This window comes from Brachybacterium horti (genome assembly GCF_054777615.1).
Map to the genome: position 1 here is coordinate 697,214 of NZ_BAAHAM010000003.1, position 13,664 is coordinate 710,877.

The following is a 13,664-nucleotide window of genomic DNA, read 5'->3' on the forward strand; positions in this document are numbered from 1 at the left end:
CGGAGGCGGCGTCGCTATCCTTCCCGGGTCCCCCCGCGAAGGAGCCCCTGATGTCCGACGGCGACACCACGGCACCCGGCCAGAGCCGGCGCCCCACCTACGGCCTGCCCGCCCCCACCCCGCAGCCCGGTGACGCCGCCGCCCCGGGCGCGTACGGGAGCCCCGCACCGCAGGGCCAGTACGGCAGCACGGCGCCACAGGGTCAGTACAGCAGCCCGGCGCCCCAGGGGCAGTTCGGCAGCCCGGCCCCGCAGGAGCCCGCCGCCTGGACCTCGCACGGCGCGGCCCCGTCCCCCGCGGGCGGCCCGTCGGCCCCGGCCCCCGCTCATCGTCGCCGCGGGCTCGTCCCGCTGATCGTCGGCCTCGCGCTGCTGATCATCGTGGGCCCCGCGGCCGCCGTCGGCGGGATCATCTGGGGGTTCAGCGGGGTCATGGGGCAGGCGACCGACGGCCCCACCGTGGTCCAGGGCACGAGCGGCACCGTCGAGATGGGCGAGGGCGAGATGCTCATCCTCTACGTCCCGACGGCGGACGCCGGCGCCACCTGCACCGTGGAGGGCGCGAGCCCGTCGGACCTCACCACCGTCCCCACCTCCGGCACGATCACCGCGCCCGACGGCACGTCCTACGAGCAGAGCCTCGGCGTCGTCGCGACGGCGGACACGACCGCCACGATCACCTGCACGGGGACCGAGGCGCCCGCCTACATGGGGCCGCTCGACGTGTTCGGCATCGCCCTGCCGCTCATCCTGGGGCCGATCATCGGCGTCGTCGTCGGGCTCGTCGGCCTGATCCTGGCGATCGTGGGTGCGGTCCTGCTCGTGCGGTCCCGGCGGAGCTGAGCGCCGCCCGGATCCTGACCGCGCGGTCCTCCTGTCTCAGGGATCGACCGCGCGGGCCACGGTCGGGACCGGGGGCACCTAGAGTGGCCGCGTGACCCCGACCCCCGGAACGGAGTGGTGACCATGCATCCCCGCGCAGGCCAGAAGGCCCTCCCGGAGGATCTCGTCGACGTCGACGAGCTCCTCGACGCGTACTACGACCTCCACCCGGACCCGCGCGACCCGGACCAGCAGGTCGCCTTCGGCACCTCCGGCCACCGCGGCTCCTCCCTGGACACCGCCTTCAACGAGGACCACATCGCCGCGACCACGCAGGCGATCGTGGAGTACCGCGCGGGCCAGGGCATCCGCGGCCCCCTCTTCATCGGCCGCGACACCCACGCGCTGTCCCGCCCGGCCTTCGACACCGCCCTCGAGGTGCTCGCCGGCAACGACGTCGCCGTGCTCATCGACTCCGGCGATCGCTACACGCCGACCCCGGCGGTCTCGCACGCGATCCTCGTGCACAACCGCGGCAAGGCGGCCTCCGACCCCTCGCGGGCGGACGGCATCGTCGTCACGCCGAGCCACAACCCGCCGCGCGACGGCGGCTTCAAGTACAACCCGCCCCACGGCGGCCCCGCGGACTCCGACGCGACCGGATGGATCGCCGACCGCGCGAACGAGCTGCTCGGGGCCGGCCTGCGGGGCGTGCGCCGCGCAGGCCGCCAGAAGGCGCTGCAGGAGGCCGGTCGCCACGACTACCTCCACACCTACGTGCACGACCTGCCGAACGTCGTGGACATCGACGCGATCCGCAAGGCGGGCGTGCGCATCGGCGCCGATCCCCTCGGCGGCGCGTCGGTGGACTACTGGGCGATGATCAGCGACCTCCACGACCTCGACCTCACGGTCGTGAACCCGGAGGTCGATCCGCAGTTCGGCTTCATGACCCTGGACCGCGACGGCAAGATCCGCATGGACTGCTCGAGCCCGTGGTCGATGGCCTCCCTGCTCGAGCGCCGCGACGAGTACGACATCGCGACCGGCAACGACGCGGACTCCGACCGTCACGGCATCGTCACGCCCGATGCGGGGCTCATGAACCCCAACCACTACCTCGCGGTCGCGATCACCTACCTGTTCGCGCACCGTCCGGGCTGGCCGGCGGGGGCGAAGGTCGGCAAGACGGTGGTTTCCTCGAGCCTCATCGACCGGGTCGTCGCCGATCTGGGCCGCGAGCTGTTCGAGGTCCCCGTGGGCTTCAAGTGGTTCGTCCCCGGTCTCATCGACTCCTCCGTGGGCTTCGGCGGCGAGGAGAGCGCGGGCGCCTCGTTCCTGCGCCGCGACGGCTCCGTGTGGACCACGGACAAGGACGGCATCATCCTCGCGCTGCTCGCCTCGGAGGTCCTCGCGGTGACGGGCCGCTCCCCGAGCGTCCTGCACGGCGAGCTCGTCGAGCGCTTCGGCGAGAGCGCCTACGCTCGCACGGACGCCCCCGCGGACCGCGAGCAGAAGGCGAAGCTCAAGAAGCTCAGCCCCCAGCAGGTGACGGCGACGGACCTCGCCGGCGAGCCGATCACCGCGGCGATCACCGAGGCCCCGGCCGGCGGGGCGATCGGCGGCCTGAAGGTCTCCACGGAGTCCGCGTGGTTCGCCGCGCGCCCCTCCGGCACGGAGGACATCTACAAGATCTATGCGGAGTCGTTCCGCGGCGAGGAGCATCTCGCGAAGGTCCAGGAGGAGGCGAAGGCCCTGGTCGACGGCGCTCTCGCCGACTGACCCTCCCCGCCCGCGGTGCCGATCGGTGCCGCGGGCGGTCCCTGTCGGGATGACCGCACGGTCACCATCGGGCTCCCGGGAACCTCGCGGGGACCTCCCGGGGGTCTCCCCGGCTGCTCGTGGCACCGTGCACACGCCCTTGCCCCGACCGCCGTTCCCCGCACATCATGAATGAGAAGGTAAAGGTTCGGTAGGGTAAGCTTCCCCGCTGGATCTGCCACACGTGCCACGAACGGCCTGCCCACAGGACTACAGGGAGAAGGGGGTTCCGCCTATGCGTCTGCGCTCACGACTGTGCGCCGGCACCGCGGTGCTCGCCCTCGGCCTCCCCGCCGCCGCCCCGGCTCTCGCCGCGGGCGGGGACCAGGACTCCTCGGGCACGACCACCACCCAGCAGCCCGCGACCGTCCCGTCGAGCGCGACGACCTCCGGTGACGACGTCACCGTCGAGGTCACCCTCGGCACCGCCGAGGAGGACGACCAGGGCGGGAGCACCCCTGCCGAGGCGGCCACCCCCTCCGAGCGGACCACGCCCTTCGAGGACGCGACGACGGACGAGCCCGACGCCCCCCAGGAGTCGCCGTTAGCGTCGACGCCCGCAGCGGACGAGGACGGGTCCGAGGGCACCACGGAGTCCACGAGCACCACGGAGTCCGGGACGACCCCGGACGCCGAGGAGACGAAGACCGGGACGAGCGCGCCCACGGAGTCGACGGACTCCGAGACGACGTCGGCCCCGGAGACCACGGAGCCCGAGACGACCGAGGCCGAGACCTCGAAGCCGTCGACCGAGCCGGAGTCGACCGAGCCCGCGACGACGGAGCCCACGGCCTCGGGTCCGGAGCCGTCGACCACGGTGACGACCGAGTCGTCGACGACCGAGCCTGAGCCCACGCCGACGACCACCACCCCCGAGCCCACGGCCGAGGACCCCACCGACTCCCCCGTCGAGCCGGCGACGACGACCCCCTCGCGGACCCTGACGAGCTCTGAGAACACGTCGACCACCCCGACCGGGAGCAGCTCGGCGAGCGACGGCGGCGGGGACGAGGAGCAGTGCACTCCCGACCCGTCCGACGCCGGCGGCGACAGCTGCGCGTCCGACGGCGGCGGCGACAGCGGCGGGAACGGATCAGGCGGCAACGGCAGCAACGGCGGCGGCGGGACCGGCACGCCCTCCACCCCGGAGACCCCGTCGGAAACCCCCTCGGAGTCGGAGTCTCCCTCCGAGACACCGTCGGAGACCCCGACGAAGGATCCGGGGACGTCGACCACGGAGCCGTCCACGACGAAGGCCCCGACACCCTCCACCTCGCCGGACTCGGAGAAGACCACCGAGCCCTCCGAGACCACCCAGCCCTCCGAGAGCCCCAGCACGACCACCACGGCGCCGCGGAGCGAGCAGCCGCAGGACCCGGAGCCCACGAGTGAGCAGCCCGCCGCCCCGGTCGAGGAGCCCGTGCTCACCGCGACCGATTCCGCGTCGCCCTCGGAGTCCGCGAGCACCTCCGGCAGCGCTTCCACGGAGAGCACCACCACGAGCGGCGGCTCCGACTCCGGCGGCTCCACGAGCTCCGGCAGCGCCGACGGCTCCGCCACCGAGGAGCCCGTGGCCCCGCCGACCACCCCGGACGACCCCAACGCGAGCGGCGGCCCGATCGTCCAGCTGCTCAGCGCGATCACCCAGGAGGACGGGAACGGCTTCGGCCGTCTGCGCCAGGTGCTCGTCGCGGCCCTCGGCATCGGCTTCCTCACCGCCGCCGGGTTCATCGGCGCGACCCTCCGCAGCCGCCAGATCTCCGGGCCCCGCGGCCACCGCCGCCGCTCCTGAGGGCGGTCACCCGCTCCTCGGAGGGGCCGGGCGGCCGTCGGCCCGCCGCGTCAGGCGCGGTCGCGCAGGGCGAGACGCAGGTGCAGCAGCAGCGAGGGCAGGGACTTCTGCATCTGCAGCACCGTCCGGTCGAACGCCTTCTGCCCGTAGTACCAGGGATCCTTGACGCTCAGCTCCGCCTCGCGGGCCTGCACGGGCGCGGTCGGGTCGAACTGCCGCCACAGCACGACGTCCGGCGCGGAGGAGCCCTCCGGCGCCTGATCGATCATGCGCCGCAGCACCTGTGCGTGCTCGGCCGTCATCGGCAGCACGAGATCCCAGGTCAGCAGCTCGGTGAGATGGATCGAGCGGGCCGTGTGCTCGAAGGGGCGGTCGTAGCCCGCGCGCTCGAGGGCCACCTCGGTGCGCTCGTCGATGGGCTGGCCCTCCGCCTCCCAGCTCGTGCCCGCCGAGCCGACCTCGACGCGGTCGGCGAGCCCGTCCAGGCGCACGGCCTCGCGCAGCATGATCGCCGCCGCCGGGGAACGGCAGACGTTTCCGGTGCAGACGGTGAGGACGCGGAAGGGCTCCATCGCGCCATTGTCGCAACTCCTGCGGGCAGGTGCGCGCCGTTCGTCCATGGCCCGTATGATGCTGGCGGAGGCGCCGGCCCTGGCCGTGCCCCGCACGGCATGAGTCCACCCCCGGTGGTCATCGCCCATCCCCCGCACCGACGGCTCAGGAGGACTGCCATGGCCGACATCATCCGCGCCCACGACGACGACTGGTCGCTCGTGCGTGAGATCCGGCTCCGCTCTCTCAGCACCGATCCCGCGGCCTTCGGCCAGAGCTGGGAGAAGGAATCCACGTACGACGACGCCGTGTGGCGCCAGCGCGTCGAGGACGCCGCATGGTTCCTCGCGGTCGAGGACGGCCAGCCCCTCGCCGTCGTCGCCGTCCGCCACGAGGCGGACTCCCCCGAGAACGAGCGCGAGCTCCAGGCCATGTGGGTCACCCCGACCTCCCGCAAGACCGGTCTCGCCCAGCGCCTCGCCGAGGCGGTCCTCGCCTGGGCCGCGGAGGACGGCGCCGACACGGTGACGCTCTACGTCGGCCCCAGCAACGTCGGCGCGACCGGCCTGTACCGGGCCCTCGGCTTCCAGGACACGGGCGAGCGCTGGCAGATCGTCGAGGACGATCCCGACGGCGCCTGGCTGAAGATGGCCCGCGGCGTCTGAGCCGCCGGCGGTCCCGCCCGTGCGCTCCCCGCTGCCCGCACCGCGACTGAACGGTCGCGGCGCGCCCGAGCACACCGCGCAGCCCCACTGGGCGGCGCGCGTGGAGGACGCGAAGAACGTGGGCATCGGCCGGGTGCTGCGGCGCCTGGGCTGGGACCTCCGCCTGCAGCCCTTCCACGGATACGGCAGCACCCGCTCCGTGCGCGTGCTCGCGAAGGTCCGCTACGCCTCGCCGCGCACCCCCGCCGACCACCACGACCAGCCTGTCGAGGACATGCGGCGGATGGCGGTGCGCGGCTGGCGGAACTTCGCGGGCCAGGTGGCGCCCCACCGCACCGTGCACCTGCGCATCGGCGACCGGGAGATCACGACCCGCGCGGACCGCGCCGGCATCGTCGACGTGCGCCTCGACGTCGAGCTCGAGCCCGGGCACCACGAGGCGATCCTGTGGACCACCCCGTCCAACGCCGTCACCGCAGACGTCACCGTCGTCCCGCCGGACGCGGAGGTGGGCCTCGTCAGCGACATCGACGACACGGTCATGGTCACGTGGCTGCCGCGGCCGATGCTCGCCTTCTGGAACGCGTTCGTCGCCCACCAGTCCACCCGCAAGGTCGTCCCCGGCATGCCGATGCTCTACCAGCAGCTGCTGCGCGACCACCCCGGCATGCCGGTCCTGTACCTCTCCACGGGCGCCTGGAACGTGTTCCCCGTGCTGCGACGGTTCCTGTACAAGAACGGCTACCCCGACGGCCCCCTGCTGCTCACCGACTGGGGGCCCACGAACACGGGCATGTTCCGCTCCGGGCGCCGCCACAAGGAGCGCTCCCTCGAGCACCTCGCCCGCGAGTTCCCCGGCATCCGCTGGATCCTCGTGGGCGACGACGGCCAGCACGACCCCGCGATCTACGGCGACTTCGCGGCCGCCCGGCCCGATCAGGTCGAGGCCATCGCGATCCGCCAGCTGACCGAGCCCGAGCAGCTGCTCTCCCACGGCACCCTGCGCCCGCTCGGCGGCGGCACCCCGCGCGTCGCCCCGCCGCCCGGCACCCTCCCGGCCACCGTCGGCGGAGCCTCCTCCGCCCCGGCGGGTGAGCCCACCACGGCGGAGGCCGACGCCCAGGTCCTCGCCACCCGCCCCATCCCTTCCGTCGCCGCCCCCGACGGCCACGGCCTGCTGCGCGCTCTGCGCAAGATCGGAGTCCTCCCCTCGTGACCGGCACCGCCACCTCGCTCTCCCTCCGTCCCGCGGGACCGCAGGACGTGCCGCGGATCGTCGAGATCGTCGAGGCCGCCTACCGCGGCGAGGGCGGCTGGACCACCGAGAGCTCCCTCGTGGGCGGCACCCGCACCCACGCCGGCGAGGTGCAGGCGCTCCTCGGGGACCCGGACGTCGACCTCGTCGTCGCCGCCCCAGGCGAGGATCCCGAGGCCCCCGTCGTCGGCTGCTGCTACACCTCGCGCGACGGGGACCGCGCCGAGTTCGGCCTCTTCGCCGTCGATCCCGCCGCGCAGTCCGGCGGCATCGGCCGTGCGCTCCTCGAGGAGCAGGTGCGGCGCTGCGCCGAGCGGGGCGTGCGCGTCCTCGAGATCCACGTGCTGCAGTCGCGGCCCGAGCTGCACGCCTGGTACGAGCGCCACGGGTTCGTCCCGACCGGGCAGACCATCCCCTTCGCCGGCCGCGACGAGGACCTCAAGGTCCCCGGTCTCGGCATGGACGTCATGGAGCGGGACCTCACCGCGTCCTGAGCTCCGCAGCGGGACCGGGCACCGACCGGTCGAGCAGAGGCCCGACGTTCCCAGGATCCGGGCGCTGACCAGCATCTCCCCCTGCCGTCGGCCCTGCCCCGGCACTATGCTGGAGGCATGAGCAACGAGGCCTACACCCCCGCCGCCACGCGCTACGCGCACACCGACTACCGCCGCGTCGGCCGCTCCGGCCTCCGCCTCTCCCCCATCTCCCTGGGCCTGTGGCAGAACTTCGGCGCCGGCCGCGACCCGGAGCTGCTGCGCTCGATCGTGCGCCGCGCCGTGGACCTCGGCGTCACCCACCTCGACCTCGCGAACAACTACGGCCCGCCGCCCGGGTCCGCGGAGGAGAACATCGGCCGGATCCTCGCCCAGGACTTCTCCGGGCACCGCGACGAGCTGATCATCTCCACGAAGGCCGGCTACACCATGTGGGACGGCCCCTACGGCGACTGGGGCTCCCGCAAGTACCTGCTGTCCTCCCTCGACCAGTCGCTCGAGCGCCTGGACCTCGAGTACGTCGACATCTTCTACCACCACCGCGAGGATCCCGAGACGCCCCTCGAGGAGACCATGGGCGCCCTCGACCAGGCCGTGAAGAGCGGCCGCGCCCTCTACGCGGGCATCTCCAACTACTCCCCCGAGCGGACCCGCCAGGCCGCCCGGATCCTCGGCGACCTCGGCACGCCGCTGCTGATCCACCAGCCGTCGTACTCGATGTTCAACCGCCACGTCGAGAACGGCCTGCTCGACGCGGTCGAGGACCTCGGTGTGGGCCTCGCCGTCTTCTCCCCGCTGCAGCAGGGCCTGCTCACCAACCGCTATCAGAAGGGCGTCCCCCAGGGCTCGCGCGCCCGGACCAGCGGTTCGCTCTCCGAGGAGAAGATCAGCGACCCGCTCTACCAGGAGCGTGTGCGCGGCCTCTCCGCGATCGCCCACGACCGCGGCCAGAGCCTCGCCCAGCTCGCCCTCGCCTGGGTGCTGCGCCACCCGCAGGTCGCGACGGCCCTCGTGGGCGCCTCCTCGGTCCAGCAGCTCGAGCAGAACATCTCCGCGCTCGAGAACCTCACCTTCACCGAGGACGAGCTCGCCGCGATCGACGAGTTCGCGGTCGACGGCACCGCCCGCTGACCCCTGGGCGCCGGCGCGGCGTCGTCAGGGGTCCGAGCCCCACGCGCCTCCCGCCCCGCCCCCGCGAGCCGGCCCGGCCTCAGATGTGGCGGCCGGGGAACTCCTGGCGTCTCAGGGAGCGTCTTCGCGCGAGCATGCTCTCTGAGGCGCCAATTCTTCTGAGGATCCCGCGCCCCGACGATCGATGCGGAGCAGACTGCAGCCTCCCGCGGAGTTGACGTGCACCGTGCCCGGGCCGCCTCTGTCGTTCCTCCCCCTCCGCGCCGGTCCACCGCGGCGTGGCCGGCGCGGCGTGGGCGCCGCGGCGAGCCTCGATCGGATCACCGCGGTGCTGCACACGAGCGACCTCCCTCACGCGGTCATCAGCCATACGACCGCCGCCGCGTTCCACGGGATGCCGCGGCCCTGGTGGGTGGACGACGGCATCAGCTTCCTCGCCGAGCCCGATGGACGTGGCCGGTACCCGGCACCGATCCCCACCGCCGGGCCGGCAACGAGGAGCACGGCGACACGGGCAGGTCCGGTGACACGGGCAGGTCCGGTGACACGGCGGGGACGGGCGGCGCAGGAGACGAGGCCTTCCGTCGCCTTCCGTCCTCCGCGGATCCACAGCTGCCCACTATTTCTCAGCGAGGGATGGCGTGGCCGCTCCAGAGCCGGCCCAGCCCCCGCCTGCGACGAAGAAGACGCCCGCCAGCGCGAGCGAGAGCTCGTCCTTGCTGCGGCCGCGCCGGTCCGGTCACTGGGGAGACCGTGGGCCTCGGCGCAGGCGAACGATCGGTCGGTGTCCGCGGGAACCGGTTGCCGAGCCTCCGGGCGCCCGCTACGGTCGAATCCCGACCTGATCCGGAGGCGCCCGATGGGCCATCCAGTCCACCTCATCATCGATGGTCAGCCGCATGACCTGACCGTCGACCCGCGCACCACCCTGCTCGACGCGCTGCGGGACCACCTCGGGAACATGTCCCCGAAGAAGGGCTGCGACCACGGCCAGTGCGGCGCCTGCACCGTGCTGGTCGACGGGCGGCGGCTGAATTCCTGCCTGCTGCTGGCCGTGTCCCTCGACGGCGCGGAGGTGCTCACCTCGGACGGCCTCGCCCCGGACGGCGAGCCCTCCGCCCTGCACACCGCTTTCCTCGAGCAGGACGCGTTCCAGTGCGGCTACTGCACCCCCGGGCAGATCTGCTCCGCGACCGGCGTGCTCCGCGAGGCGGCCGACGGGCACCCCAGCGTGGTCACCGAGGACCACGGCCACGACCACCCGATCGAGCTCACCGAGGACGAGATCCGCGAGCGGATGAGCGGGAACCTGTGCCGCTGCGGCGCCTACGTCAACATCGTCGCCGCCGTCCGGCAGGCGGCCGGGGCGAGCACCGCGAGCGAGGGGACGGCCCGATGAGACCCTTCGACTACGTGCGCGCGGACGACCCCGCCGGCGCCGTCGCCGCGATGGCCGAACGACCCGACGCGGCCTACCTCGCCGGCGGCACCAACCTCGTCGACCACCTCAAGCTCGGGATCACCGCCCCCGATCTGCTGGTCGACCTCGGCCGTCTCGACCTCGCGGACATCGAGGAGCTGCCGGACGGCGGCCTGCGCGTCGGCGCCATGGTCCGCAACAGCGATCTCGCCGCCGACCCGCGCGTGCGTCGCGACCACCCGATGCTCTCCCGCGCCCTTCTCTCCGGCGCCTCGGGCCAGCTGCGCAACGCCGCCACCACCGGCGGGAACCTGCTGCAGTGCACCCGTTGCGTCTACTTCCAGGACCCCACCACCCCCTGCAACAAGCGTGCCCCGGGCAGCGGCTGCTCGGCGCTCGGGGGATACACCCGCTACCACGCGATCCTCGGCGCCTCCGACGCGTGCATCGCCACCCACCCCTCCGACATGGCGGTCGCCCTCGCCGCCCTGGACGCGACCGTGGTGGTGCTGGGCGACGACGGCGAGAAGCGCCTGCCCCTCACCGCGCTGCACCGCCTTCCGGGGGACGAGCCCGAGCGCGACACGATCCTCGAGCACGGCGACCTGATCACCGCCGTCGAGCTGCCCCCGCCGGACCGCGCCGCCCGCACCCGTTCCACGTATCGCAAGATCCGCGACCGCGCCTCCTACGCCTTCGCCCTGGTCTCGGTCGCCGCGGTGCTCGAGCTCGACCCGGACGCCGCGCGGCCCACGATCCTCTCCGCGAGGATCGCCCTCGGAGGCGTCGCCCACGCCCCCTGGCGGGCTCGCCGCGCCGAGCAGCTCCTCGCCGGCGCCCCCGCCACCCGCGAGAGCTTCCGCCGGGCCGCGGCGGCCGAGCTCGAGCGGGCCCGGCCGGTCGCGGGCAACGAGTTCAAGGTGACGATGGCCCAGGGCGCGATGGTGAGCGTGCTCGCCGAGCTCGCCGGCCTGGGCGAGGAGAACGAGGATTCCCCTGATGAGTGACCTCCTGCGAGCCTCCGCGATCGGCACCGGACGGGTGCGTCTGGACGGGCCCGACAAGGTGCGCGGCCTCGCGCCCTACGCCTACGAGCACCCGGTCGAGGATCCGCTCCATCTCTTCCCGCTGTGCTCCACGATCGCGCTCGGCCGCGTCACCGCCATCGACGCCACGGCCGCGCTCGCACTCGACGGTGTGGTGCACGTGATCACCCACGAGAACGCCCTCCGGCTCGCCGATACCGAGGACGGTGAGCTGGCGATCCTCCAGGACGACCGGATCGGCTTCCGCGGCCAGTACCTCGGCGCCGTCCTCGCCGAGACCCCGGAGGCGGCCCGCCAGGCCGCCGACCTCGTCGAGGTCACCGCAGAGGGCGAACCGCACGACGCCGTCTTCCGCCCCGACCACCCCGCAGTGCGCGAACCCGAGGGCGGCGGTGACGACATCGACACCGGCGACTTCGAGGCCGCGATCGCCGCCGCGGAGATCGTGGTGGACCAGCGGTACTCCACCCCGCTCGAGCACAACAACCCGATGGAGCCGCACACCACCATCGCGCGCTGGGACGGCGAGCAGCTCACGCTGTGGACCTCGACCCAGGGCGTGCACCCCGCGCGACAGACCCTCGCCCCGATGCTGGGCATCGACCCCGAGCAGCTGCGGATCATCAGCCCGCACGTCGGCGGCGGCTTCGGCTCCAAGGGCTTGCCCCACGCGGACATGATGCTCACGGCGCTGGCCGCGCACGCCGTGCCCGGCCGCGCCGTGAAGCACGCCGTCACCCGCCAGCACATGTTCGCGCTGACCGGGTACCGGCCCGCCACCTCCCAACGCTTCCGGATCGGCGCCCGGGCCGACGGCACGATCACCGCCTTCGGGCTCGAGGCGGTCTCCAGCTCGTCGCACACCAAGGAGTTCCCCGAGGTGGCGATCAAACCCTCCCGGCAGATGTACGCCGGGGAGCACCGTCGCATCACCCAGCGCGTGCTCCCGCTCGACATCGCCGTCCCCTCCTGGATGCGCGCTCCCGGCGAGGCACCGGGGATGGTGGGCCTGGAGATCATGATGGACGAGCTCGCCGAGGCCTGCGGGCTGGACCCGATCGAACTGCGGGTGCGCAACGAGCCGGAGCACGACCCCGACACAGGGAAGCCCTTCAACCGACGCCGGCTGATCGACTGCCTGCACGAGGGCGCCACCCGCTTCGGCTGGGCCGACCGCGACCCGCGGCCCCGCGCACGCCGGGAGGGCGGGTGGCTGATCGGCACCGGCGTCGCCTCGGCGACCTACCCCGCATCCCGGCAGCCCGGTTCGAAGGCCCGGATCCGTCACGAGGCGGGGGTCTACGAGGTGGGCATCGGTGCCGCCGACCTCGGCACCGGCACCTGGACCGCTCTCACCCAGGTCTCCGCCGACGCCCTCGAGGTCGACCCGGACCGCATCGCGCTCCGGATCGGCGACACCGCGCTGCCGAACGCGACCGTGGCCGGCAGCTCCACCGGACTCGCCAGCTGGAGCGCGGCTGTGCTGGCCGCCGCGGACGCCTTCCGCCGCGAGCACGGCACGGCCCCGGCCGATGGCGTCGAAGCGATCGGTGAGGCGGCGGAGAACCCTGCCGAGAAGCAGTTCGCCATGCACTCCTACGGCGCCCAGTTCGCGCAGGTCCGCGTCCAGGAGGAGACCGGCGAGATCCGTCTGGACCGCATGCTCGGGGTGTTCTCCGTCGGGCGGATCATCAACCCCCGCACCGCCCGCTCGCAGCTCCTCGGCGGGATGACCATGGGGGTGGGGATGGCGCTGCACGAGAAGGGCGAGCTCGACCCTCGCTTCGGACACGTCGTCAACCACGACCTCGCCGAGTACCACGTGCCCGTCAACGCCGACATCCGCTCTCTCGAGGCGCACTGGCTGGACGAGGAGGACCCTCAGGCCGGCCCGCTCGGCGCGCGCGGCATCGGCGAGATCGGCACCGTCGGCGCCGCCGCGGCGATCGCCAACGCCGTCCACCATGCCACAGGGGTGCGTGCGCGGGACCTGCCCGTGTTCGGCAGCGACCTCCTGGCACGGTGAGCGCCGCGTCGTTCGAGGGCCCTCGACAGGCGGCCGCGTCTCCCGTCGGCCTGATCCTCGCCGCGGGCGCCGGACGGCGACTGGGCCGCGGGCCCAAGGCGCTGCTGCTCCTGCGCGGCGTCCCGCTGGTCGAGCACGTCGCTCGCGCCCTGCGCGAAGGCGGCTGCGCCGAGGTCGTGGTCGTCACCGGCGCGGGCGCCGAGGGGGTGGGCGCCGTCATGGACGGGATGCCGTGGGCGCGCACGGAGCAGAACCCGCGCTGGCGCGAGGGGATGGGGACCTCCCTGCGCACCGGCCTGGCCGCGATCGGACCGGGCCGCGACGTGCTGGTCACGCCGGTGGACCGCCCCGGGACGTGCGCGGCAGAGGTGGCCCGGGTGCTGGCCGCCCACCGCCCTGGAGGGATCACCGCCGCCGCCCACCGGGAGGCCTCCGGCGAGCTCCGGCGGGGCCATCCGGTGCTGCTCGACGCCGCCTGGACCACCGCCGCCGCGGAGGCCGCGCACGCGGACGTGGGCGCCCGCGACCTGCTCCGCGCCCGACGGGATCACGTGCAGCTCGTGGACTGCACGGATCTCGACGACGGTGCGGACCTCGACCTCCCCGAGGACCTGTGGCGGCTGGACGTGCGGGGCTGACCT

At 73.7% G+C, this 13,664-nt stretch carries 12 protein-coding genes; 11 read left to right on the forward strand and 1 reads right to left on the reverse strand.

Annotated elements, in window-relative coordinates; genetic code table 11:
* Nucleotides 1-50: 50 nt before the first annotated feature.
* The 3 genes from ACYVAP_RS12630 (at nucleotide 51) to ACYVAP_RS12640 (ending at nucleotide 4,434) form a co-directional block, all read left to right on the forward strand.
* On the forward strand, nucleotides 51-842 hold the full coding sequence (locus ACYVAP_RS12630; protein ID WP_498860892.1) for a hypothetical protein: 792 nt from the start codon (nucleotides 51-53) through the stop codon (nucleotides 840-842).
* A 123-nt stretch (nucleotides 843-965) separates the two neighbouring features.
* Nucleotides 966-2,603: a phosphoglucomutase (alpha-D-glucose-1,6-bisphosphate-dependent) gene (gene pgm / locus ACYVAP_RS12635; RefSeq protein ID WP_498860893.1), complete on the forward strand. Its 1,638-nt coding sequence runs from the start codon at nucleotides 966-968 to the stop codon at nucleotides 2,601-2,603.
* 274 nt (nucleotides 2,604-2,877) lie between these two features.
* Nucleotides 2,878-4,434, forward strand: coding sequence for a hypothetical protein (locus ACYVAP_RS12640; RefSeq protein WP_498860894.1), 1,557 nt, complete (start codon nucleotides 2,878-2,880; stop codon nucleotides 4,432-4,434).
* 50 nt (nucleotides 4,435-4,484) lie between these two features.
* On the opposite strand, the gene ACYVAP_RS12645 is transcribed toward ACYVAP_RS12640, so the two are convergent.
* A complete protein-coding gene (locus ACYVAP_RS12645; protein ID WP_264450449.1) occupies nucleotides 4,485-5,006 on the reverse strand; it encodes an arsenate reductase/protein-tyrosine-phosphatase family protein in 522 nt (173 codons plus the stop codon).
* Between the two features lie 159 nt (nucleotides 5,007-5,165).
* Between ACYVAP_RS12645 and ACYVAP_RS12650 the strand changes: the two genes are divergently transcribed.
* The 8 genes from ACYVAP_RS12650 (at nucleotide 5,166) to ACYVAP_RS12685 (ending at nucleotide 13,661) form a co-directional block, all read left to right on the forward strand.
* Entirely contained in the window at nucleotides 5,166-5,651 is a 486-nt protein-coding gene (locus ACYVAP_RS12650) for a GNAT family N-acetyltransferase (RefSeq protein ID WP_462589877.1), read from the forward strand.
* A 19-nt stretch (nucleotides 5,652-5,670) separates the two neighbouring features.
* Nucleotides 5,671-6,867: an App1 family protein phosphatidate phosphatase gene (locus ACYVAP_RS12655; protein WP_498860895.1), complete on the forward strand. Its 1,197-nt coding sequence runs from the start codon at nucleotides 5,671-5,673 to the stop codon at nucleotides 6,865-6,867.
* Nucleotides 6,864-7,400, forward strand: a complete 537-nt coding sequence (locus ACYVAP_RS12660; protein WP_498860896.1) for a GNAT family N-acetyltransferase — start codon at nucleotides 6,864-6,866, stop codon at nucleotides 7,398-7,400. The genes ACYVAP_RS12655 and ACYVAP_RS12660 overlap by 4 nt, the downstream gene beginning before the upstream one ends.
* 117 nt (nucleotides 7,401-7,517) lie before the next feature.
* Nucleotides 7,518-8,531 (forward strand): aldo-keto reductase family protein, encoded by a 1,014-nt coding sequence (locus ACYVAP_RS12665; protein ID WP_498860897.1) that lies wholly within the window; start codon nucleotides 7,518-7,520, stop codon nucleotides 8,529-8,531.
* 859 nt (nucleotides 8,532-9,390) lie between these two features.
* Nucleotides 9,391-9,930, forward strand: coding sequence for a (2Fe-2S)-binding protein (locus tag ACYVAP_RS12670; RefSeq protein WP_498860898.1), 540 nt, complete (start codon nucleotides 9,391-9,393; stop codon nucleotides 9,928-9,930).
* The gene (locus ACYVAP_RS12675; protein ID WP_498860899.1) at nucleotides 9,927-10,958 is read left to right on the forward strand and encodes an FAD binding domain-containing protein; all 1,032 of its coding nucleotides are present in this window, start codon (nucleotides 9,927-9,929) and stop codon (nucleotides 10,956-10,958) included. Before ACYVAP_RS12670 ends, ACYVAP_RS12675 begins: the two co-directional genes overlap by 4 nt.
* Nucleotides 10,951-13,023, forward strand: a complete 2,073-nt coding sequence (locus ACYVAP_RS12680) for a xanthine dehydrogenase family protein molybdopterin-binding subunit (protein WP_498860900.1) — start codon at nucleotides 10,951-10,953, stop codon at nucleotides 13,021-13,023. Before ACYVAP_RS12675 ends, ACYVAP_RS12680 begins: the two co-directional genes overlap by 8 nt.
* Entirely contained in the window at nucleotides 13,020-13,661 is a 642-nt protein-coding gene (locus ACYVAP_RS12685) for a nucleotidyltransferase family protein (RefSeq protein WP_498860901.1), read from the forward strand. The genes ACYVAP_RS12680 and ACYVAP_RS12685 overlap by 4 nt, the downstream gene beginning before the upstream one ends.
* Nucleotides 13,662-13,664 lie beyond the last annotated feature (3 nt).